Here is a 22,320-nt window from a genome sequence, read left to right on the forward strand (position 1 = left end):
GGTTTTACCGGTCGAACAGAATCACATTGCGCTTGGCGCTGCCAGATTTGGTGTCGACTATCGCCTCGTTGATCTGATCCAGCGACCAACGTCCCGAGATCAGCTCGTCCAGCTTCAGGCGGCCCTGCTGGTACAGGTCGATCATCCACGGGATGTCCCGCTGGATCACCACGTCGCCCATTTTTGATCCGATCATGCCTTGTCCGACCGCCGCCATCATGACGGGCTCATAGCTGGCCATCGCGCCGGAATGCGGCATGCCAATCATGATCACACGACCTCCGCGCCCCAGATAGCGGGGGGCTTGTTCATAGGCCGGGATCGCGCCGACCGTGACCAGAACCAGATCGGCCCCGCGCCGGCCCAGTGCTTTGTAAGACGCCTTCCATGGCGCATCCAGAGACCCCAGAACCCCATGGGTCGCACCAAATTCCTTGGCGACCTCCAGCTTTTCCTCGCTCAGGTCGACGGCAACGATACGGCGGGCTCCGGCAATCCTGGCCCCCTGAATCGCGTTTAGGCCAACACCGCCCGCGCCAATGACAACCACGTCCTGACCCGGACGCAATCCGCCCGCGTTCACCGCGGCCCCAACACCGGTGATCACACCGCAGGACAACAGGCAAGCGGCCTCCATCGACATATCCGCAGGGATCTTGACGATCTGGCTGTGATCAACCACGACCTTTTCGGCAAAGGCACCACAGGCCATCGCCTGTTCGATCGGCCCGCCATCGGCGGTCTGGATTGGCCCCTTGGTGCCATTGATCGGCGTTTCGCAGATCGTCGGCTTGCCCGACGCACAACTGGGGCAGCTGCCACAGGCGCGGATCAGGGTCACGACAACGGTATCGCCCTCGGCAAAGCCCCCCGCACCGGCGCCAACGCCCGTCACAACACCAGCAGCCTCATGGCCATAGACCGCAGGCAAGAACCCGCCCCATGCGCCTTCTGCAAACGAAATGTCAGAATGGCAAATCGCCACGGCGTTCAGCGTCACCTCGACCTGGCCAAAACCCGGCTTATCAATAAGGATCTCCTCGACAACCAGAGGGGCTCCGAATTCGTGGCATACGGCGGCTTTGATCTTCTGCATCTCTATCTCCCAAAATCCTGCGCTCCAGTTGCACTGCGAGCTTTCAGGAATGCAAGTCTTATGTCCGCTCTGCGGTTGGTAATTTCGCTATTCGGAAAGGGGCTTGCGCATGAACAACACCAGCCCCACAGCCAGCAGAACCATCGACAGGATAAACGGGGCGCCCGGCAAGTAAAAAGACGACTCTCGTTGTGCAAAAACGGCAAAAACTGACGTCATCAGCATCGGCGACACCACCATCGACAAGGCATGCACGCTGCCCAGCACCCCCTGAAGCTCGCCCTGCGCATTATCGGGCACCGCTTTTGACATGATCCCCTGCAACGCAGGCGACACGACGGCGCCCAACGCGGCAATCGGGGTCAGCACCAGCGCCAGCATGCCGTTTCGGACCACAGCCAATAGCCCAAAGGTAACAAAGTCAAAGCCTAGGCCAAAGATCACCGTGTTCCGCTCGCCCCACCAGCGCAAGACAAGCCGGATCAGAACCGCCTGCACCAAAGCGGCGGTGATCCCGAACAGGCCCAGCGATATACCGATCATTTGCGGCGACCAGCCAAAGCTTTCCTGCGTGAAATAGGCCCAGATCGCCGGATAAACGTACAGCGCCACGGAATAGATGAAATAGACCCACAACAGTCGGCTGATCCCGGGCAGACGCGACACCGCGCGAAACGCCCCCAACGGGTTGGCGCGGGTCCAGGTAAAGGGGCGGCGGATCGCATCTGTGACGGTCTCTTTCAGAACCATCGCGCCCAGCAGAAAGTTCAGCATCGACAACGCCGCCGCCGCATAGAACGGCGCGCGGGTGCCCAGCGTGCCCAGCATCCCGCCGATCATCGGGCCCAATACAAACCCCAACCCAAAAGCCGCCCCGATAAGACCAAAGTTCGCAGCTTTCTCTTCGGGTTTCGAAATGTCGGCCATATACGCATTGGCCGTCGAATGGGTTGCCGCCGTGATCCCGCCCAAAATGCGGCCCACCAGCAACAGCCAGATTGATCCGGCAAACGCCATGATCAGGTAATCGATGGCCATCGCGAACAAGGACACCAACATCACCGGTCGCCGCCCGAACCGGTCCGACAGATTGCCGACAACCGGGCTGAACAGGAATTGCATCACCGCAAAGGCCGAGGCCAATACCCCGCCCCACAGCGCCGCATTGGCCAGCGATCCGCCCTGAACCTCGCGGATCAGGTCCGGCATGATCGGCAGGATCAGCCCGATGCCCATCGCATCCAGCATAACAGTGATCAGAATGAACACGATCGGCAGAGATTTTTTCATCGTCACGGGCACGCGTCTAGTGAATCGCTGCACGCTAGCGGGACCACCGTTCACATGAAAGGGCGAAAGCCTAAGTCTGAGATTGCCGTTGCGTTCGAACCGCTGCGGCAAAGGCGCGGGCTTCGGCCGGGGCCTGTCCCAATTGACGCGCAGGCGTGAAAAGACAGGCCGTGTCCAGACCGGGCCAGTCGCGTTTGACCAGAGTTTCAAGCGATGCATCGGTCTCAAACGCCTCGCGGCACAGGGCCTTCACCGCCGCCTGGGCCTCGGGGCGTGGCATATGATCGGTCATCGCAAAGCTCAGCGCCTCGGCATGAATCAACCCCAGACCATCGACCAAAGCCGCGGCCATAACCCCACCGCGCGGTTCAAGTGCCGTGCAATAGTCGCGTGCAATGGTCAACGCCGACGCTGTGCCCAACACAATCTGCGGCAGGCACATCCATTCGGTAAACCACGCCGCCCCGTCGCGCTGATTTCGCGGCATCGCGGCCCCCTGCAGCACCGCATTCAGCCCCACCGACTGCCGCGCCAGTGCCACCAGAGTCGACGGGGCAATCGGGTTCTGCTTTTGCGGCATGGTCGAGGATGACCCAACTCCCCCCGGATCGATTTCCCCAATCCCGGTCTGCACCATCTGAACTGCATCTTCGCCTAGCTTCCCCAAGGCAACCGTCACGCGGGTCATCCATCCGGTCAGCCGCAAAACCGCCCCGCGATCGGTGTGCCAACTGCGCTTGGGGTCGTTCAGTCCCAGTCCCTTGGCCAAAGCCGCCCGCACGTCGGGGGCATCCGGCCCAAGTTCCGACGCGGTTCCAGCAGCCCCGGACAGGGACACAAAAAGCGATCTGTCCCGCAAGCCGGGCATCTCGCGCAAAAGATCCAGCAACGGCGCGCCCCAACTGGCCGCCACCGCGCCGAAACTTGTGACCGTCGCGTGCTGCCCAAAGGTCCGGGCGGGCATCGGCAGCTCGGCATGGTCGTCCGCCAGATTGGCCAGCCGGTCAAGCACATGCGCCAGATCGGCCTCCATCAGCGTCAAAGCCTGCCGCAGACGCAGCATCAGCCCGGTGTCGATGATATCCTGTGACGTCGCCCCCCAATGCACATATTGCGCGTGTTCCGGTGCCTGCATCTCTGTGCGAAACGCGGCCACCAACCCGGGTACGCTCACCCCGTTCTGCCCCGTCGGTTGCGCCAACGCGCCGGGATCCAGCTGGATTTCCATTGCAGCCCGGGTGATCGCCTGCGCGCTGTCTTGCGGGATCAAACCCATGTCACCCTGCGTGCGGGCCAGAACGCCTTCGACCAACAACATGGCGCGAATTTCGGCCGCGTCGGTGAACAACCGACCCACGTCAGCGGTGGGGAACAGGCGGGAAAACAAGGCGCTGTCAAAAACGGAACCGGCCATGGGATGTGCCTTTCGGAAAAGTCAGATATGTCCGATGTCGCGCAGGAACCGGGTCAGGATATCGGCATAGGCATCGGGCTGATCGACGCATGGTAAATGCCCGGCTTTGCGGATCAGTTCAAACTGCGACCCGGGGATCAATGCAACCGTTTCGCGGACCAGATCGGGCGGGGTCGAGCCGTCTTCGGATCCGGCAATGCCCAAAGCGGGCAGACGCAATCCACTGGTCGGCGTATAAAAATCCGTGCCCGAAATCGCAGCCGCGCAACCCAGATACCCCTCGACCGGTTGGCGACTGAACATGTTGCGCCACAGGGTGACCTCGGGGCTTTCGCGAAACGCCTTGCCGAACCAGCGCTCCATGGTCGAATCCGTCAGCGCGCCAAGCCCATGTTCTTTCACCGTCGCAATGCGGTCAGCCCACATTTCCGGCGTCCCGATCTTGGCTCCGGTGTTGGACAACACCAAACCCCGCACCAGATCCAGGCGTTTTACGGCCAGCCCCTGACCGATCATGCCGCCAACCGACAGCCCGACGAACACCGCATCGCGCACCTCAAGCAGGTCCATCAACCGTTCGACATCCCGCACCAGCGTACCCATCGAATAGGGCGCGGCGGGCGCAGACGACAGCCCGTGCCCGCGCATATCGTACCGGATGATCTTCAGCCCCTTGGGCAGGCGCGCCAAAACACCATTCCACAGCCGTAAATCCGTGTTCAATGAGTTCGAGAATACCACAGGCGCGCCATCGGCATCGCCGCTGACATCGTAATGCAACTGTACATCACCCAAATCCGCGATCTGCATTTTGTCTCCTCCGTTTGTGAGGGGCCAAGAATTTTCGACGAAAATTCTCGGTTGCGCCCGGATCAGCCGATCCGCATATGCGCCATGATCTGACCGTGGTCCGACGCCAGCTTGTTATACGGAGCCTCCGCATGGCTGCCATCCGTCAGGTGGTCGTTGAACACGCTGAAATACTCCATCTCGCCGAGTGCCTTTTCATAGGTTTCGTCAAAATGGCGCGACATATAGATCTGGTCGATGCTTTCATACACACCCCCAAACGCCGCCGTATAGACCATGTCGCGCAGCGATTTGCGCACGAACATTTTCTCGGCCGCCCGCAGGCGCACCCGGTCGACGGCTTCGGTGATTTGTTTGTTCTCTTCTTCCGAATACCGATCTGAGGGAGATTTGGCATCGTGCCGCAACATCCAGGAATAGTTGCGAAACGGCATCTCGCCGCTGATGATCTCATTGCTGACCGCATGTTCGCCATCGTTGAAATCGCCCAGCATCATAACGGGGCGGCCCTTGTCCAGCTCGGCCACGATCAGCTTGCGCAACACCCAGGCCTCGGCCATGCGGCGCAGGGCGGATCGCAGTGATCCCATCGCCCGTCCCACCGGATCATAAGATGTCAAAACGGCCTCGCGGGCGAACGCCGCCCCGTCAGGCCGGATGTATTCGCCCAGCTTGGATTTCAGATGGCAGTTGAACACGCTGATCACCATGTTCCCGACCGGAATGCGCGCCATCTGGATCGGGCGCGACAGGCGGCGCAACGTGTATTGCCCTGCACCTGCTTCCCCCCCCAGCGCCGACATCGGGATGGTCAGCGGCTCGTCCAGGTCCTGAATGACGACAGGCGGTTCGGCAAACCCAAAGCGCGACACGATGGCCAGCCCGGGCCTGCGTTTACCGGGGCCACCATCCGACGCGTTAGGCGCAAAAGCCAAGGCGGAATCGCCGTAGGGCGTGTATTCCAGTTTGCGGAAAATCGCCTTGCGGTGATAGCGTTTCGACGGGCCCGGCACGCTCGCCGCATTCGATGCCTCACCGCGACGATCTGCTTCGGTGATGACATCGCGCAACGCGTCTTCTTCAAAGATCTCCTGAAACCCGACGATATCGGCGTCCAGCGACAGCACCTGATCGGCCATCCAGTCCAGCTTCCAGGCGTATTCTTCGGGCGTGTATTTTAGGAACTTATAGAACTCTTTATCTGGTCCGATCAGGTTCTTGACGTTGAACGTCGCGATGGTGAAGCGGGTCATGCGCCTAGTCCTTCAGCGTCGCCAAAGCCCGGGCAAACAGGTCCGGATCGACATTGCCACCGGTGGCCACAACAACGACCTCCTGCGCGTCGATCTGATCACCGTGAAACAGCGCGGCGGCCAGCGACACGGCACCGCCGGGTTCCAGCACGATTTTCAACCGCAGGAACGCCAGCGCCATGGCCCGCAAGGCTTCGTCCTCGCTCACCACGATACCGGGGCCGCACAGGCGTTTCAAAATCGGAAAGGTCTTTTCACCCGGTGCCGGTGTCAGGATTGCATCGCAGATCGACCCTGACATCCGGTCGTTGTGCTCGATCCGCCCCGAAACCAGCGAACGCGCTGTATCGTCAAACCCTTCGGGCTCGCAGGGGCGCACCCGCAACCCGGGCGCATCGACCTCAAGCGCCAGAGCAATCCCGGCCGTCAGGCCACCGCCGCCGCAGTTGACCAAAACGTCGCCCTGTTCAATTCCGACTTCGCGCGCCTGTTCGGCGATCTCCAGACCACAGGTGCCCTGACCGGCAATGACCTGCGGTTCATCATAGGGTTTGATCAATGTCAGGCTGCGTTCCTTGGCCAGCCGCGCCCCGATCTCTTCGCGCGGTTCGCTGGCCCGGTCGTACAGCACAACCTCGGCCCCCAGCGCGCGGGTGTTCTCGATCTTCAGCTGTGGCGCATCTGATGGCATCACAATGACCGAAGGCGCACCGTGCAACGTGGCCGCATGGGCCACGCCCTGTGCGTGGTTGCCGCTGGAATAGGCCAGCACGCCGCGTTTGCGCGTGGCGTCATCCATCGCCGACAACGCCGCCCAACCACCTCGAAACTTGAAGCTGCCGGTATGTTGCAGGCATTCGGCCTTGACCATCACGCGCCGCCCGGCGATCTCGTCGATGAACGGAGAGCCGAGAAGCGGGGTGCGCCGTGCATGGCCGTCCAGCCGCTCTGCGGCGGCCTTGATCATCTCATACGTGCTCACGTGTGCGCTCCAATATCTTGTGGATCAGGGTCAGCGACTCGGGTTCATCCAGAAATGGCACATGGCCGCGATCCGGCACCTCGGTCCAGATCAGGTCGGGATGGCGACCGGCCATGTCGTCCAACGTCTCACGGGTCAGAATGTCCGAATTGGCCCCGCGCAGAACCCCCACCGGAACCGGCTTCAACGCGTCGAACAAAGGCCACAGATCCGGCGCAGGGCCGGATGCGGCCTGTTCCACCAGCGCCGTGTGCAGCTTTGCATCATAGCGCAAATCCAGCCCGTCCGGGGTTTCGGCGTACTGAAACTCAACCTGTTTGCGCCAGATATCGATCGACACACCAGGAAACTCATGCCCCATCGCGTGCTTCATCGCAGCAGCCGCTTCGTCATAGGTGCGGGCCGCCGGTTTCTTTCCGACATACTCCATGATCCGCTCAATGCCCTGCGGGCTGACCTCGGGGCCGATATCGTTCAGAATGACGCCGGACAGACGCCCGGGGTGATTGGCCGCCATGACCATGGCATTCAATCCGCCACGCGAGGTGCCCAGAACCGTGACCTGCGGCAGTTCCAGATGGTCCAGCAGTTCAATCACGTCCTGACTTTCGCGCAGGACGTTGTAGGTCATGTAATCACCGACATAATCCGACTGTCCGCGCCCCCGATAATCCATTTTGATCAAGCGCAGATCGGTGACATGCGGCGCAAGGAATGAAAAATCACGACCATTCCGGGTTAGACCCGCCAGACACAACAGCGGCTGGCCGCTGCCGGTGTCCTCAAAATGAATGCGATGATTGTCCGAGGTCGTGAAAAAGCTCATCAGGCACCTGCAAGATCAGGGATTGTTGTGAGGTCAGACAGGACATGGGCCGGAGTCCACGGCAAACGGTCAAGCGGTTCACCCGCGCGATTCACCCAGGCGGTTTGAAACCCGTACCCGGTGGCGCATCCAGCGTCCCACCCATTGGACGACACGAACAGAACTTCGTCCGTGGCGCAGTGGAACCGCTGCCCGACAAGGTCATAGACCCGCGCATCGGGCTTGAAGACCCCGACGCTTTCCACCGACAGCACATCATCCAGCACATCGCCAACCCCGGCCGATTGCACAGCCCCGTCCAGCATGGCGGGCGACCCGTTCGACAGGATTGCGGTGTTGTACCCGGCAGCCTTCAGCGCAGTCAGCATTGCAGGCACCTCAGGGTAAGCTGCCAGTTCCCAATAGAGATCCAGCAGACGCTGGCGCAGGGCAGCATCCCCATCCAGACCGGTCGACTCAAGCGCCCAGTCCAGACCGTTTTGGGTGACGTCCCAGAAATCGGCATGGGCATCGACCACTGCGCGCAGCCATGTGTATTGCAATTGCTTCAGCCGCCACTGTGTCGCGACATCCATCCACTTGTCTTTCAGCGCTGGAAACGCGGGTTCGCCAGCGGCTTGCCGGGCAGCGGCAGTGACGTCGAACAGCGTGCCATACGCATCAAATACGCAAGTCGTGATTGCCATGGGATCCTCCTGAATTCGGGGCACAGTTGCACAAGGTGTGACGGGGGGGAAGGGGACATGCATCGGCGGTCTGGCCAACACCGGGTTTACATCGTCGTCAGGGGCTCTAGGGTGCGCCGCTCAACTTTGTACAAAACGGAACGGAGCCTTTATGACCCAGGTACAAAACGGCGATAACGTGCATCTGCACTATACAGGCACGCTGCGCGACGGCACGACATTCGATTCTTCCGACGGGCGTGATCCGCTTGCGTTTGAGGTCGGCTCGGGCCAGATTATCCCGGGTCTCGACACCGCAATCCCCGGCATGGTTGTTGGCGATAAGAAGACCGTCGAAGTTGCCTGTACCGACGCCTATGGCCCGATCAACCCCGAAGCGCGTCAGGCGATTCCGCGCGAAGGTATCCCCGACGACATCCCGCTCGAACTCGGCACGCAACTGCAGATGCAAGGCCCCGACGGTCAGGTGCTTCCGGTTGTGATTGTCGAAGTCGACGAGGCAACCGTGACGCTGGATGCCAATCATCCGTTGGCCGGGCAGGACCTGTTCTTCGCCATAGAGCTGGTTGCAATTAACCCCTAAGACATTGAATATGCTTTGAAATCGGCTTGTCTTGCAGGTGGTCTGCGGGACATGCCCTCAGCCCGGTATATCTCCGGCAGCGCGTCGCACCGGGATGCGGCTGGTCGGCATATAGCGCACGGCAGGCTTGCCGCCGGTGGCTTCCGGCGCAGCGACTGGATCCTGTTCGGAGGATGCGGCAGTCTCTTCCCCGGACAGGCGCTCACCCAGACTTGTCGCCATCGCTTCGACCTGAGCGGCCACGCGCGGATCGGACAACAAGACCGCCGACATCATCGAGCCGAGCAGGCCAAAACAGACAAGGATCACGAAACGCAACCGCCGCTTGCGGCGGTTCGCGTGGATCATTGCTTCTCGAAGTTGGGTGTCATCATATGCCATGATGCAAACTTGCCCCACAACTGTGGCGTGTGCAGGGCAAGTCTGTGAAAACTTGACGATAACTTACAGGTTTTCCTGCTTGGGCATGCCCAGAACGTGATACCCGCCATCGACTCGGATGATTTCGCCCGATGTGAAGGCGCCTGCATCCGACGCCAGATAAACAGCGGTTCCACCAACGGCTTCCAGTGTCGCATTGCTGCCCAAAGGCGTGTTCTGATCGGTGAACTTGTACGTCTTGCGCGCCCCGCCGATGGCCGCCCCGGCTAGTGTTTTCATCGGACCGGGCGAGATCGCGTTGACCCGAATCCCATCCGGACCCAGATCGGCAGCCAGATACCGCGTCGCCGATTCCAGCGCGGCCTTGGCAACGCCCATGACGTTGTAATTGGGCACAACCCGGTTCGACCCCTGATAGGTCATGGTCATCAGCGTTCCGCCATTTTCTTTCATCATCGGATAGGCGCGGCGCGCGACGTCGATGAAGGAAAAGGCACTGATATCCATCGAGTTTTTGAAGTTCGCCCGCGAGGTATCAAGGATACGACCCGTCAGTTCGGATTTGTCCGAAAAAGCGATGGCGTGGACCAGAAAATCGATGGTTGGCCAACGTTTCTGCAGCTCGCCAAAACCCACGTCCAGAGACGCATCGTCGGTCACATCCATGTCCACCATGAAGTCGGATCCGACTGATTCCGCCAACGGTTTCAGGCGCTTGCCGAAGGCTTCGCCCTGATAGGAAAAGGCCAGTTCGGCCCCGGCTTCGTGCATGGCCTTGGCGATGCCCCACGCGATGGAGCGATCATTGGCGACACCCATGATCAGCCCGCGTTTGCCTTTGAGAAGGTCTGACATCTTGTGCATTACCCGTTGTATTTGGAAAGGATCATGGATCCGTTGGTGCCACCAAAGCCGAAGCTGTTGGTCATGACGCTGTCGAGACCGGCATTCAGCACGGTTTCGGTCGCGATCTCGGCCGGATCCAGTTCAGGGTCCAGCGTGTCCACATTAATCGATGGCGTGATGAAATCATTGTCCAGCATCAGCAGGCAAAAGATCGCCTCCAACGCGCCTGCTGCCCCTTGGGCGTGACCTGTCATCGATTTGGTCGAACTGATCGGCGGGGTAGTGCCCTGACCGAACACCCGGCGCACCGCTTCAACTTCGCCTACATCGCCGACCGGTGTCGAGGTGCCATGCGCGTTGATATAGCTGACCTTGCGGCCTTCGGGCAGGGTCGACAGGGCAAGACGCATCGCGCGTTCACCGCCTTCGCCTGATGGGGCGACCATGTCGTGACCGTCCGATGTTGCGGCATATCCCGTGACTTCGGCATAGATCTTGGCTCCACGCGCCTTGGCGTGTTCCAGTTCTTCCAGAACAACGATGCCACCGCCGCCCGAAATCACGAACCCGTCGCGATCCGCGTCAAATGCGCGGCTGGCCTTGGTTGGATCATCGTTGAACTTGGAAGACATCGCGCCCATCGCGTCGAACAGACAGGATAGCGTCCAGTCAAGCTCTTCGCCGCCGCCAGCAAACATCACATCCTGCTTGCCCATCATGATCTGCTCGGCCGCATTGCCGATGCAATGCAGCGAGGTCGAACAGGCCGAGGTGATCGAATAGTTGATGCCCTTGATCTTGAACGCGGTCGACAGGTTGGCCGACACGGTCGAACACATCGCCTTGGGTACCGCAAAGGGACCGATCCGCTTGGTTGCGCCGGTTTTCAGCACCGTCTGATGCGCCGCCAGCATGGCACTGGTCGACGGCCCGCCCGATCCGGCCACCAGCCCGGTGCGGGGGTTCACCACGTCGCTTTCCTCAAGCCCGGAATCAGCAATCGCCTGCTGCATCGCGATATGCGCATAAGCGGCGCCCGGTCCCATGAACCGCAGCGTGCGTTTTTCGACGTGATCTTTCACATCGATATTCAGCGTGCCTGCGATCTGGCTGCGAAAGCCGTGTTCGACCATCTCGGCACTGGCCTCAATTCCGGACGTTCCGGACTTCAGCGATGCAAGAACCTCTTCCGCGGTGTTGCCAATCGAGGAAACGACTCCCAGACCGGTGACGACGACTCGCCTCATGGCGCTCTCCTAAATAATCAGCGGTCAGCCTTCGCTGAGCACAACTCTCATGTCCTTGACTTCGTAGATAACGTCGCCATCAGCTTCTACAATGCCGTCCGCGACACCCATGGTCAGACGGCGTGTCTGCATCGCTTTCCTGAAATCAATTTTGTAGGTCAGCATCTTACGGTCAGGCCGCACCATGCCCTTCAGTTTGACTTCCCCCACACCCACGGCCATGCCGCGCCCGGGCCATCCGCGCCAACCCAGGTTGAAACCGGTCAGCTGCCACAGCCCATCCAGACCAAGGCAGCCGGGCATGATCGGGTTGCCGGGAAAATGACATTCAAAGAACCACAGGTCGGGTGTGATATCGAATTCAGCGCGGATATGGCCTTTGCCATGGGCTCCGCCATCTGCGCTCACCTCGGTGATGCGGTCCATCATCAGCATGGGTGGGGCCGGCAACTGCGCATTCCCCGGGCCGAACAGATCCCCCTGTGCGCACTTCAGCAGTGCCTCTTTGTCAAAGCTGCTGGGATATTGAGCCATGCTGCCGCATCTCCTGCTTATCGAAACCTTTGTTACTGGGCGGGTCTATCATCGGCCCGCCGGGTCCTGCAAGGGCAGCGCGTTTGCGGGTGCATCCGCGCAACAGGTTCGCGTGCGCATGAAATTCAATTGAAATTACCACTCTGAGCGCTTTATATATAACCTAGCGAGCCAAGCGGGATACGCGAATGAAACCTGACACCACAAAAAACGCCTCGGATTGGCTGGCCCGCGCCGGTTTGCGCCCGACTCGCCAGCGTGTGTCGCTTGCTGAACTGCTGGTCGGGGACGGTAAGCATCGGCACGTCACAGCTGAAAGTCTGTTTGACGCAGCCAAGGATCGGGGCGCTGCGGTGTCGCTGGCCACTGTGTACAACACATTACGCGCGTTCTGTGATGCCGGGGTGCTGCAAGAGATCACTGTTGACGGCACCAAAAGCTATTTCGATACGAATACGCATGACCACCCGCATTTCTATTGGGAAGGTGCCGGTCGTGTCAGCGATGCGCCCTCCGAAGAACTGGTGATCAACCGCTTGCCCGAGGCCCCCGAAGGCATGGAGATCGCGTCGGTCGACGTTGTGATCCGTCTACGCCCCAAGGCTTGACCTTGCGCACGCAAGTCTGATTGTGTCCGCCCGGTAGACCGGCGCGGGAGCATGACGATGACCAATCCACTGATTTCATCCAGCGACATCGAAACCTATCAGCGTGATGGCGTTGTGCTGGTGCGTGGACTGTTCGCGCACCATGTCGAGGCCTTGCGCCGTGGCATCGAACGCAACATGGCCGATCCCGGGCCTTATGCCTCGGAAAACCAGAAAAGCGGGGAAACCGGGCGTTTCTTTGACGATTATTGCAACTGGACCCGGATTCCAGAGTTTCAGGAGGTCGTGCATGATCCGGACGTGGCCGACGTTGCGGGCGATCTGATGCGCTCGGACCGGGTTCAGATGTTCCACGACCATGTGCTGGTCAAGGAACCCGGAACCTCGATGGCGACGCCCTGGCATCAGGACGGGCCGTATTACTTTGTCGAGGGGCAGCAAAACGTCAGCTTCTGGTCGCCTCTGGACCCGGTACGCGAGGCAACGTTGCGCTGTGTGGCGGGGTCTCACCGTTGGGAAAAAGAAGTGCTGCCGACCCGCTGGGTCAGCGAAGAGGGGTTCTTTCCGGATGAAGGCCAATACATGGCGATCCCCGATCCGGACAAAGAAGGTCTGCGCGTTGTCGAGTTCGACATGGAACCCGGCGATGCCTTGGCGTTCAATTTTCGCACACTGCACGGCGCGCGCGGTAACACGTCAGACGCCCGCCGCCGCGCGTTTTCGCTGCGGTTGATCGGGGATGACGCGCGCTATGTTGAACGGCCGGGGCGCACGTCGCCGCCGTTTCCTGACCATGACATGGCGGCCGGGCAAATGCTGCGCGAAGACTGGTTTCCAGTCTTGCGGTAATGAAGGCCTTTAACTGAGGCTTAAAACCACTGCCCCGGTTCCATCAATCCCAGATCCAGCAACTGGCGTGAATGCCACTCGAACGGGGTCGAGTTGTGCCAGCGGAACGTGTGGATATCAAACGTTGATCCCGGATTGCGCTTTAGCGCCTTGGCGGTGCGGAACGAACAGATCGCCGCCGTCAGGTTGTGGTGCCAGGGGCAGGCATAGGTGTTGTATTCTTCGTCGTTGAACGTGTGATCGGCCCGTATTTTCAGCCCCGGCGCGGATTTGAACAGCGCAATACGGTCGATCTTGCGACTGGTGCTGGGGATATGTTCTTCATACCGCCAACGCAAACCGCCGAAGAAATTCAGCTGACGCTCTTTCGGGTGATTGTTGTTTTCCGGGTCGTTGCGGGCCAGAGCGTAATATCCGGACCGGTCCAGATGCGCACTGTCCAGCGACACGGCGTCGGGGCATTTGTCCAGATCATCGGCGTACAGGTCGATCACGTAAGTCAGCATCGCGCTGCGCCGTTCTTCTGTATGAAAGGCCAGCATTTCGCCCACCGTGCGGCTTTCGCAGAAGGGATAGAACAGGTATTCGGCGTTGTAGCAGTAATAAAACCAGATCCCCGGTGCGGCTTCGATCACCTGATTGATGGCATCGACGACGGCACCTTCGGGGCCGCAGTTGAACGGCACCCGGTGCACTTGTGCGGCGACGTCTTGGGGCAGGGCAAAGGCATCTGGCATCAGCGCCACGACGACCGGAAAACCGCAAGTCATGTAATGGCGCAGCGTTGTCGACACTTCGGTGTCGTCCTCGACAAAAACCAGCGCGACCGGCCCTTTGGCCAGCGCGTCGCTACCATGTTTCAGGAAATCGTTCAGTGAAGAATAGTCCATGGCTTGCCTGCTGCACCGTGTTTCTGGCGTTTTGCCCCAAAGTCGGTTAATTGCGCGTGCATTGCAAGGCGTCGCCAAACACTCTAAAGCACGCTGCCGATCCCCAACCCGAAGGTTGATCCGATGACTGCGCCCAAAAAGCTATTTATCAAGACCTATGGCTGCCAGATGAACGTCTATGACAGTGAACGCATGGCCGAGGCGCTGGGCGGGCAGGGGTATGTTGAAACCAAAACCGCAGATGATGCGGACATGATCCTGTTGAACACCTGCCATATCCGCGAAAAAGCGGCCGAAAAGGTCTATTCAGAACTTGGCCGGTTCAAGGGGCTGAAGGCCGAAAAACCGGATCTGAAGATCGGTGTTGCCGGCTGCGTTGCACAGGCCGAGGGCGAAGAAATCATGCGCCGCCAGCCTTTGGTCGATCTGGTCGTCGGCCCGCAAAGCTATCATCGCCTGCCCGAGCTTGAGGCCAAAACGCGCACTGGTGAAAAGGCGCTGGATACCGATTTTCCGGAAGAAGACAAATTCGAAAAGTTGAAGAGCCGCCCCAAGGCGAAACGCGGACCGACCGCGTTTCTGACCGTGCAGGAAGGCTGTGACAAGTTCTGCGCCTTCTGCGTCGTGCCCTATACGCGCGGGGCCGAGGTCAGCCGGCCCGTTGACCGGATTCTGACCGAGGCGCGCGATCTGGTTGAACGCGGTGTGCGGGAAATCACGCTGCTGGGTCAGAACGTCAACGCCTATCACGGGGCCGGAGCGGATGGCAGCGACTGGTCGCTGGCGCAACTGATTTGGGCCCTGGACAAGGTCGACGGGTTGGAACGGATCCGCTTCACCACCTCGCACCCCAACGACATGACCGATGATCTGATCGAAGCGCACGGCGCATGCGCCAAACTGATGCCGTATCTGCATCTGCCGGTGCAGTCCGGGTCGGACAAGATTCTGAAACGCATGAACCGGTCGCACACGGCCGAAAGCTATCTGCGCGTGATCGAACGTATTCGCGCGGCCCGGCCTGACATCCTGTTGTCGGGCGATTTCATTGTCGGATTCCCCGAAGAGACAGAAGCCGATTTCCAAGCCACTTTGGATTTGGTCGAAGAGGTTAACTATGGCTATGCCTATTCGTTCAAGTATTCGACCCGCCCCGGCACCCCGGCGGCGGAACGGGCGCAGGTCGATGAGGCCGAATCGTCCGAGCGATTGCAGCGTCTGCAAGCCCTGATTACGCGCCAGCAGCGTGCCATTCAGGATGCTATGGTCGGACGGGACGTCAGCGTGTTGTTCGAAAAGCCGGGGCGCATCGATGGCCAAATGGTCGGCAAGTCCGATTATCTGCACTCGGTGCATGTCCGGGATGCGGGCAAGGAGATTGGCGAAATCGCCCGGGTCCGCATTGTCGAGTCGGTCACGAATTCACTGGCCGGTGTAATTCTCAAGTGAGTCTCCACAACTGCGCCGTTCTACCAATGAGTGTGCGCAGGTGGTCCGGTCATTTCCAAAGTTGCGACAATCTGACATTTTTTTAGTGAGTGTCGCAAACTGTGGCACAATATATGGTGGTTTTTTCTTCCCTAAACGCTGACATTTTAATAGTTTACTCTCATTATGAAGTGGGGGGCTCCCACCTGTTCCCGGTGGGCTGCTACTTTCGGGGGAACTGGGTAAAGGATAACGACGGTGATCGATTTCAAGATAAGACGCATGGCTGCTGTGCTGATGGCCGTTGCGGCATTGGTTTGGATGGCCGCAGAGCCTGCCTCGGCGCAGTCCAGTGGACAGAAGACAGTTATTGGAGAACGTTATGTTCCAACCATCTGGGTCGATCCGGACGGGTGCGAACATTGGGTTATGGATGATGGCGCCGAAGGCTACATGACGCCTCATGTACGCCGCGATGGCACCCCGGTCTGCCGCCGGGGGAGCTTGTGCGGTACGATGCCGACGGATCAGTTCTTTGCAACGGATCGGTATTCGATCAGTTCGGCTGGCAAAGAACGCCTGATGCAGTTTTTTCGCGAAACCAACGCACGTGGCTATATCATCACCGGGCATACCGACAGCCGGGCTTCGGACGCGTACAATCTGCGCCTGTCCGAAAATCGCGCGAATTCGGTGGCCAAGGTTGGCCGCTCCACTGGGGCAACAATCGTCGAGATTCGCGGCTATGGTGAACGGAACCCACGGGTGCCCAACACCAGTGCAGCCAACATGGCGCAGAATCGCCGTGTCGAAATCATCTGCGTGAACTGAGGAGACAGGACATGAAAATCGTCAAAGGTATTGTTCTCCTTGTCGCGATTGGCGGGCTTGCCGCTTGCGAGAAGTATGACAAGACTGTCGATCGTGGCATCGACAGCAAAGATCTGAGCACGCTCAAGGCGGGCATCTGGGTGGATCCGACGGGGTGTGACCACTGGATCATCGATGATGGTCTGGAAGGGTATCTGTCGCAGCGTCTGGATTCCAAAGGTAAGCCAGTGTGTTCGGGCGCTGCCCCTCCTGGCGTGGCCACCGGCCCGTTCAAGGAAGGATCGGGTATCGTCGACGCGATCTGATTACAATCGGACCAAGAATTGGCCGTCCCTGCCGGGGGCGGCCTTTTTTGTTTCAGTTTGGTGAAAAACCGTGTCACAGAGCTTGCGCGCAAAGCCCGAACTTGGCACGCTAAGGTCACAACGTCAGACGAGGAGAGTGGATTGGCCATTGGCGCCCTGACCCCACCGCAAGTTGAAGCCGCACCCCACGAGGTGCTTATCGAATTTCCTGACAATCGGCTGTTGATCGACCTGTGTGGCGAATATGATCGCAACCTGGCCGTCATCGAACAGAAACTCTCAGTCCAGATCGTCCGCCGAGGCAATCAGTTGTCCATCATGGGCGAAGAGGCCGTTCAAAAGCGGGCGTCGGAGGTGTTGCAGGCGCTGTATACGCGGCTGGAAACCGGAAAACCTGTCGAACTGCCCGATATCGATCGTGAGCTGCGGATGGGGCCAAGCGCGGATCCCTCTTCGGAAACGGGCGACCAGCTTGAGATGTTCAAAGGTGGCCCGGTTGAGATCAAGACCCGTAAGAAGCTGGTCGAACCGCGCACCGATGCTCAAAAAGCCTATGTTCAGTCGCTGTTCAAAAGTGAACTCGCCTTTGGTATCGGTCCGGCGGGCACCGGCAAGACGTATCTTGCAGTCGCCGTGGGCGTTTCGATGTTTCTTGGCGGGCATGTTGACAAGATCATTCTGTCGCGTCCGGCCGTCGAAGCGGGCGAAAAACTGGGCTATCTGCCCGGCGACATGAAGGACAAGGTCGATCCGTACATGCAGCCGTTGTATGACGCGCTGAACGACTTCCTGCCGGGTAAACAGCTGGCCAAGCTGATCGAAGAAAAGAACATCGAAATTGCACCGCTGGCCTTTATGCGCGGACGCACGCTGGCCAACGCCTTTGTGGTTCTGGACGAAGCGCAGAACGCGACAACGATGCAGATGAAGATGTTTCTGACGCGACTGGGCGAAGGGTCGCGCATGGTGATCACGGGGGATCGGACGCAGATCGATCTGCCGCGTGGCGTGCCGTCGGGGTTGGCCGATGCGGAACGTTTGCTGACAAAGGTCAAAGGCGTCAGCTTTAACTACTTCACGGCCAAGGACGTGGTGCGCCATCCGCTGGTGGCGGCCATCATCGAAGCTTATGATGCAGATGGCGCATGAAGTCGGGCTCGTGTCCCGGTGATGGACATATCGATTGAAGACGAACGGTGGGTCGATGTTGATTTTGAGGCTCTGTCGTCCAAGGCAATCACCGGCGCGCTGCTGCATCAGGGTATTGATGCGGATGAGTGCGACCTAAGTGTGTTGGCCTGCGATGACGCGCGCATCGCGGATCTGAACGCCGAATTTCGTGGCAAGCCGACCCCGACCAATGTGCTGAGCTGGCCCGCCGAGGATCTGGCGGCAGACTCCCCCGGTGCGGTTCCGGCAAAACCGGAACCCGATTTCACCGGTGAAATCGTGCTGGGCGACATCGCGATTGCCTGGGAAACCTGCGTGCGAGAAGCCAAAGAACAGGGCAAATCCATGCACGATCATGTGACGCATCTGATCGTACATGGGCTGCTGCATCTTCTGGGGTATGATCATATCCGTGACGCGGATGCCACTTCGATGGAACGACTTGAGGTCGAGATACTTGGCAAACTGGGTATCGATGACCCATATAACGTTGAACACGCGCCGTAACAGTTATTTCGGACAAGTAAAAACAAGTAGGAAAATGGGCGATTCAGAAGACAGTTCTAACGCAGCGCAACGCGCGCTGCTTCAGGACGATACATTAGAAACCGGTGAAAGACCGGGTTTGTTCAGCCGGATCATCGAGGCGTTCAGCCCCGAAGACGCGCCGGAAACCCCTCAGGAAAATGGCACCCCTGTCCCGGAAGCCTTGGCGCATGGGATGATCAACCTGCGCCGTATGCGGGTTGAAGATGTGGCCATTCCGTCAGCCGAGATCGTATCGGTCCCGAACACGGTTTCGCTGGATGAACTGGTGCAGGTGTTCCGCGAAAGCGGCATGACCCGGATTCCGGTCTATGAGGGCACGCTTGATACACCGCTTGGGTTTGCGCACCTCAAGGACCTGTCGTTGCTCTATGGCTTTAACGGCGATCATCGCAAAGATTTCGATTTGAAAAAGATCATGCGGCCTTTGCTGTTCGTGCCACCTTCGATGCCGATTGGTGTTTTGCTGGCCAAGATGCAGACCGAGCGCCGCCACATGGCGCTGGTGATCGACGAATACGGCGGTGTCGATGGGTTGTTGACGATCGAGGATCTGATCGAACAGGTCGTGGGCGAAATCGAAGACGAGCATGACACCGACGAAGATCAGCTTTGGGTGATGGAAAAGCCGGGCGTCTATGTCGCTCAGGCCAAAGCTCCGCTGCCCGAATTTGAGGCCGAAGTTGGCCGATCCCTGACCAGCCACGAAGACGTCGACGAAGAAGAGATCGGCACATTGGGCGGGCTGGTGTTTATGCTGTCGGGCCGGGTTCCGACACGGGGCGAGGTTGTTCTGCACCCCGACGGGCCGGAATTTGAAGTTATGGACGCCGATCCACGTCGCATCAAGCGCTTGCGGGTCCGGTTGCCGGACAGCGAGGAATGATCCAATCGCCGTGGTTGCGGGTGGCGTTCGCCGCTTTGGCCGGGGCTGTTGGTGCCTGTGGGTTGGCACCGCTTGAATTATGGCCGCTTTCCGGTCTTGCGCTTTTGGTCCTGTCGGCTCTGTTTGTCGCGGCGACCAATACCCGGCAGGCAGCGTGGATCGGGTGGGCATTCGGGACGGGATGGTTCGGTCACGGGCTGATCTGGATCATCGAACCGTTCATGGTCGACCCCGAACGACATGCCTGGATGGCACCTTTTGCGCTGGTTTTTCTGGCCGGTGGATTGGCGCTGTTCTGGGCTTTTGCCTTTTGGGCGGCCAAAGCGCTGGGGCGGAACTGGATCTGGGAGGTCTTTCTTCTGATTGCGTTCTGGTCGCTGGCTGAATTCGCGCGGGCCTATGTCCTGACCGGATTTCCCTGGGCCGCGCTGGGACAGATCTGGGCTGGGGCGCCCACATTTCAGCTGTTGGCGCTGATCGGGCCGCAGGGTTTGGCGCTGGTGACATTGCTGGCAACGCTGCCATTGGGCGCGGCGGTGGTGGCGCGGTCGCGCACGGGCATTCTGATGGGCTTGGTCCCTGCCATTCTTCTGAGTGTTGCAAGTGTGGCGGTTGCCCCACCCAAGACACCGGTGCTGACGACCGGGCAAGTGGTGCGGGTGATCCAGCCCAATGCCCCACAGCATCAGAAATGGGACCCGAACTTTATCCCGACCTTCTTCAATCGCCAGCTTGATTATACCTCGGCTGCACCGCCCGTGGATCTGATCATCTGGCCGGAAAGCGCGGTTCCGGTGCTTTTCGAAAACGCAGGGCCAACATTTGACCGCATCGCCAAGGCGGCGAATGGGGCTTCGGTTGTTCTCGGCATCCAAAGGTTCGATGGCGCGAAGGCCTATAACTCGCTCGCGTTTCTTGATGCGCAAGGGCAATTGGCGGCGCAATATGACAAGCATCATCTGGTCCCGTTTGGCGAATACATCCCGCTTGCCGGTCTTGCCGCCCGGTTCGGCCTGTTCGGGCTCGCCTCTACCGGGAACGTCGGATACAGCGCGGGGCCCGGGCCTCGGGTGCTGGATTTGGGCAAGCTCGGACTGGCACTCCCGCTGATCTGTTACGAGGCGGTGTTTCCGCAGGATGTGAACGGTGCGTCTGAACGGCCCGACTATCTGTTGCAGATCACCAATGATGCGTGGTTTGGCACCCGTTCCGGACCATATCAGCATCTGGTTCAGGCCCGAATGCGCGCGGTCGAACAGGGGCTGCCGATGCTGAGATCGGCAAACACCGGCATTTCGGCGGTCATTGATCCCTTGGGCCGGATCACAAAGTCGATCCCGTTGGGCACGGCCGGATATGCCGACGCGCCGTTGCCACAAGCTTTGCCAGCCACACTTTATGCGCGCACCGGCGACTGGCCTGTATTTCTATTGCTTTTGGTCGCCCTTGCGGCGGGCCTTGCCAGCCAATCCCGGATCACGCGCCAGAATAACCATTGACCCGCCGGGGCAGGGCAAGTATCCGAAATGTCAACCTGCCACAACGGCTTCCTGACGTGGCACGGCAATCACATTGGAGCACTTTTCATGTCCCGTCAGAACTATACGTTTACTTCGGAATCCGTTTCCGAGGGCCACCCCGACAAGGTTTGTGACCGCATTTCCGATGCCGTCCTTGACGCCTTCCTGGCTGAAGAACCCGAAGCCCGCGTTGCCTGCGAAACATTTGCCACCACCAACCGCGTTGTTATCGGCGGTGAGGTCGGGCTGTCCGATCAGGACAAGCTGAAAGATTACATGGGGCGCATCGACGCCATCACGCGCGCCTGTATCAAGGATATCGGATACGAGCAGGACAAGTTTCACCACGAAACGGTCGAAATCACCAACCTGTTGCACGAACAGTCGGCCCATATCGCGCAAGGCGTCGATGCGGCAGGCAACAAGGACGAAGGCGCGGGCGATCAGGGCATCATGTTCGGATACGCCACGACCGAAACCGACGCGCTGATGCCGGCCCCGATCCAATACAGCCACGCGATCCTGCGTCGTTTGGCTGAGGTCCGCAAAGATGGCACCGAACCTGCGCTGGGCCCGGATGCCAAGTCGCAGCTGTCGGTCCTGTATGAAAACGGCAAGCCGGTTGGTGTCAGTTCAATCGTGCTGTCGACACAGCATCTGGACGAGGCACTGACCAGCGCTGACATTCAGGCGATTGTCGAACCCTATATTCGCGAAGTTCTGCCCGAAGGCTGGGTCACCGACGGAACCGTCTGGCACGTCAATCCGACAGGCAAGTTCGTCATTGGCGGCCCCGATGGCGATGCTGGCCTGACCGGGCGCAAGATCATTGTCGACACCTATGGCGGTGCGGCCCCGCATGGCGGCGGTGCGTTCTCGGGCAAAGACCCGACCAAGGTTGACCGTTCGGCCGCTTATGCCGCGCGCTATCTGGCGAAGAATGTTGTGGCCGCAGGCATGGCAGATCGCTGCACAATCCAGCTCAGCTATGCCATTGGTGTCAGTCAGCCTTTGTCGGTTTATGCCGACACGCATGGCACCGGTGAAGTTGAACCGGCAGCCATCGAAGCGGCAATCGCCCAAGTCATGGATCTGTCGCCCCGCGGCATCCGCACGCGTCTGCAACTGAACAAACCGATCTATGAACGCACGGCAGCTTATGGCCATTTCGGTCGTGAGCCCGATGCCGATGGCGGGTTCAGCTGGGAAAAAACGGATCTGGTAGAAGCGTTGAAAAACGCAGTCTGATCCAGATGCATTTGTTCGGTAACGGGCGGCCCAGGGGCCGCCCTTTCCATTTTCGGTACAGGCAATAAACTGGCGTCAAAGACCAAACCAC

The 22,320-nt window shown here is 59.6% G+C and carries 24 protein-coding genes and 1 riboswitch; of the genes, 11 read left to right on the plus strand and 13 right to left on the minus strand.

Annotated elements, in window-relative coordinates:
• Positions 1-4: 4 nt before the first annotated feature.
• The 8 genes from FOY56_RS20790 to FOY56_RS20825 all read right to left on the minus strand — a co-directional run bounded on the left by FOY56_RS20790 (position 5) and on the right by FOY56_RS20825 (position 8,357).
• Complete coding sequence (locus FOY56_RS20790) at positions 5-1,096, minus strand: zinc-binding dehydrogenase (RefSeq protein ID WP_146348079.1); 1,092 nt, start codon at positions 1,094-1,096, stop codon at positions 5-7.
• An 87-nt stretch (positions 1,097-1,183) separates the two neighbouring features.
• Positions 1,184-2,386, minus strand: a complete 1,203-nt coding sequence (locus tag FOY56_RS20795) for a TCR/Tet family MFS transporter (RefSeq protein ID WP_146348080.1) — start codon at positions 2,384-2,386, stop codon at positions 1,184-1,186.
• A gap of 70 nt (positions 2,387-2,456) precedes the next feature.
• Entirely contained in the window at positions 2,457-3,800 is a 1,344-nt protein-coding gene (locus tag FOY56_RS20800) for a class-II fumarase/aspartase family protein (protein WP_146348081.1), read from the minus strand.
• A gap of 21 nt (positions 3,801-3,821) precedes the next feature.
• Positions 3,822-4,610 carry a 3-oxoadipate enol-lactonase gene (pcaD, locus tag FOY56_RS20805; RefSeq protein ID WP_146348082.1) on the minus strand — a complete coding sequence of 263 codons (789 nt, stop codon included), beginning with the start codon at positions 4,608-4,610 and terminating at the stop codon, positions 3,822-3,824.
• Between the two features lie 62 nt (positions 4,611-4,672).
• Positions 4,673-5,863: an endonuclease/exonuclease/phosphatase family protein gene (locus FOY56_RS20810; RefSeq protein ID WP_146348083.1), complete on the minus strand. Its 1,191-nt coding sequence runs from the start codon at positions 5,861-5,863 to the stop codon at positions 4,673-4,675.
• A 4-nt stretch (positions 5,864-5,867) separates the two neighbouring features.
• Positions 5,868-6,845 carry a threonine ammonia-lyase gene (locus tag FOY56_RS20815; RefSeq protein WP_146348084.1) on the minus strand — a complete coding sequence of 326 codons (978 nt, stop codon included), beginning with the start codon at positions 6,843-6,845 and terminating at the stop codon, positions 5,868-5,870.
• Entirely contained in the window at positions 6,832-7,671 is an 840-nt protein-coding gene (locus FOY56_RS20820; protein ID WP_146348085.1) for an alpha/beta fold hydrolase, read from the minus strand. The genes FOY56_RS20815 and FOY56_RS20820 overlap by 14 nt, the downstream gene beginning before the upstream one ends.
• A complete protein-coding gene (locus FOY56_RS20825) occupies positions 7,671-8,357 on the minus strand; it encodes a haloacid dehalogenase type II (protein WP_146348086.1) in 687 nt (228 codons plus the stop codon). Before FOY56_RS20825 ends, FOY56_RS20820 begins: the two co-directional genes overlap by 1 nt.
• Positions 8,358-8,508: 151 nt before the next feature.
• Here FOY56_RS20825 and FOY56_RS20830 point away from each other — a divergent pair, with 151 nt between their 5' ends.
• Positions 8,509-8,940 (plus strand): FKBP-type peptidyl-prolyl cis-trans isomerase, encoded by a 432-nt coding sequence (locus tag FOY56_RS20830; RefSeq protein ID WP_146348087.1) that lies wholly within the window; start codon positions 8,509-8,511, stop codon positions 8,938-8,940.
• Between the two features lie 57 nt (positions 8,941-8,997).
• Here the strand turns inward: FOY56_RS20830 and FOY56_RS20835 are convergent, their stop codons facing one another.
• The 4 genes from FOY56_RS20835 to fabA form a co-directional block, all read right to left on the minus strand.
• Positions 8,998-9,321: a hypothetical protein gene (locus FOY56_RS20835; RefSeq protein ID WP_146348088.1), complete on the minus strand. Its 324-nt coding sequence runs from the start codon at positions 9,319-9,321 to the stop codon at positions 8,998-9,000.
• A gap of 63 nt (positions 9,322-9,384) precedes the next feature.
• Entirely contained in the window at positions 9,385-10,176 is a 792-nt protein-coding gene (locus FOY56_RS20840; protein WP_146348089.1) for an enoyl-ACP reductase FabI, read from the minus strand.
• 8 nt (positions 10,177-10,184) lie between these two features.
• Positions 10,185-11,414 (minus strand): beta-ketoacyl-ACP synthase I, encoded by a 1,230-nt coding sequence (gene fabB / locus FOY56_RS20845; RefSeq protein WP_146348090.1) that lies wholly within the window; start codon positions 11,412-11,414, stop codon positions 10,185-10,187.
• Positions 11,415-11,438: 24 nt separating this feature from the next.
• Positions 11,439-11,948, minus strand: a complete 510-nt coding sequence (gene fabA, locus FOY56_RS20850) for a bifunctional 3-hydroxydecanoyl-ACP dehydratase/trans-2-decenoyl-ACP isomerase (protein ID WP_146348091.1) — start codon at positions 11,946-11,948, stop codon at positions 11,439-11,441.
• A 188-nt stretch (positions 11,949-12,136) separates the two neighbouring features.
• Here fabA and irrA point away from each other — a divergent pair, with 188 nt between their 5' ends.
• Together irrA and FOY56_RS20860 are read left to right on the plus strand one after the other, a co-directional pair.
• Positions 12,137-12,556, plus strand: a complete 420-nt coding sequence (irrA, locus tag FOY56_RS20855; RefSeq protein WP_146348092.1) for an iron response transcriptional regulator IrrA — start codon at positions 12,137-12,139, stop codon at positions 12,554-12,556.
• A gap of 57 nt (positions 12,557-12,613) precedes the next feature.
• Positions 12,614-13,405, plus strand: a complete 792-nt coding sequence (locus tag FOY56_RS20860) for a phytanoyl-CoA dioxygenase family protein (protein ID WP_146348093.1) — start codon at positions 12,614-12,616, stop codon at positions 13,403-13,405.
• Between the two features lie 20 nt (positions 13,406-13,425).
• Here FOY56_RS20860 and FOY56_RS20865 read toward each other — a convergent pair whose 3' ends face one another.
• On the minus strand, positions 13,426-14,295 hold the full coding sequence (locus FOY56_RS20865) for a hypothetical protein (protein ID WP_146348094.1): 870 nt from the start codon (positions 14,293-14,295) through the stop codon (positions 13,426-13,428).
• Positions 14,296-14,418: 123 nt separating this feature from the next.
• On the opposite strand from FOY56_RS20865, the gene miaB reads away from it, so the two are divergent.
• From miaB to metK, 8 genes are all read left to right on the plus strand, one after another.
• Positions 14,419-15,744 (plus strand): tRNA (N6-isopentenyl adenosine(37)-C2)-methylthiotransferase MiaB, encoded by a 1,326-nt coding sequence (miaB, locus tag FOY56_RS20870; RefSeq protein ID WP_146348095.1) that lies wholly within the window; start codon positions 14,419-14,421, stop codon positions 15,742-15,744.
• A 261-nt stretch (positions 15,745-16,005) separates the two neighbouring features.
• A complete protein-coding gene (locus FOY56_RS20875; protein ID WP_146348096.1) occupies positions 16,006-16,554 on the plus strand; it encodes an OmpA family protein in 549 nt (182 codons plus the stop codon).
• An 11-nt stretch (positions 16,555-16,565) separates the two neighbouring features.
• A complete protein-coding gene (locus FOY56_RS20880) occupies positions 16,566-16,859 on the plus strand; it encodes a hypothetical protein (RefSeq protein WP_146348097.1) in 294 nt (97 codons plus the stop codon).
• A 141-nt stretch (positions 16,860-17,000) separates the two neighbouring features.
• Complete coding sequence (locus FOY56_RS20885) at positions 17,001-18,008, plus strand: PhoH family protein (RefSeq protein WP_146348098.1); 1,008 nt, start codon at positions 17,001-17,003, stop codon at positions 18,006-18,008.
• A gap of 21 nt (positions 18,009-18,029) precedes the next feature.
• Entirely contained in the window at positions 18,030-18,536 is a 507-nt protein-coding gene (ybeY, locus tag FOY56_RS20890) for an rRNA maturation RNase YbeY (protein ID WP_146348099.1), read from the plus strand.
• A gap of 34 nt (positions 18,537-18,570) precedes the next feature.
• Positions 18,571-19,461 (plus strand): hemolysin family protein, encoded by an 891-nt coding sequence (locus FOY56_RS20895; protein ID WP_146348100.1) that lies wholly within the window; start codon positions 18,571-18,573, stop codon positions 19,459-19,461.
• On the plus strand, positions 19,458-20,960 hold the full coding sequence (lnt, locus tag FOY56_RS20900; RefSeq protein ID WP_146348101.1) for an apolipoprotein N-acyltransferase: 1,503 nt from the start codon (positions 19,458-19,460) through the stop codon (positions 20,958-20,960). Before FOY56_RS20895 ends, lnt begins: the two co-directional genes overlap by 4 nt.
• Before the next feature lie 32 nt (positions 20,961-20,992).
• A riboswitch (SAM-SAH riboswitch) is annotated at positions 20,993-21,041 on the plus strand.
• A 6-nt stretch (positions 21,042-21,047) separates the two neighbouring features.
• Positions 21,048-22,229 (plus strand): methionine adenosyltransferase, encoded by a 1,182-nt coding sequence (metK, locus tag FOY56_RS20905; RefSeq protein ID WP_146348102.1) that lies wholly within the window; start codon positions 21,048-21,050, stop codon positions 22,227-22,229.
• The last annotated feature ends 91 nt before the right edge of the window (positions 22,230-22,320 follow it).

Source organism: Falsiphaeobacter marinintestinus, from assembly GCF_007923355.1.
Classification (GTDB): domain Bacteria; phylum Pseudomonadota; class Alphaproteobacteria; order Rhodobacterales; family Rhodobacteraceae; genus Phaeobacter_A; species Phaeobacter_A marinintestinus.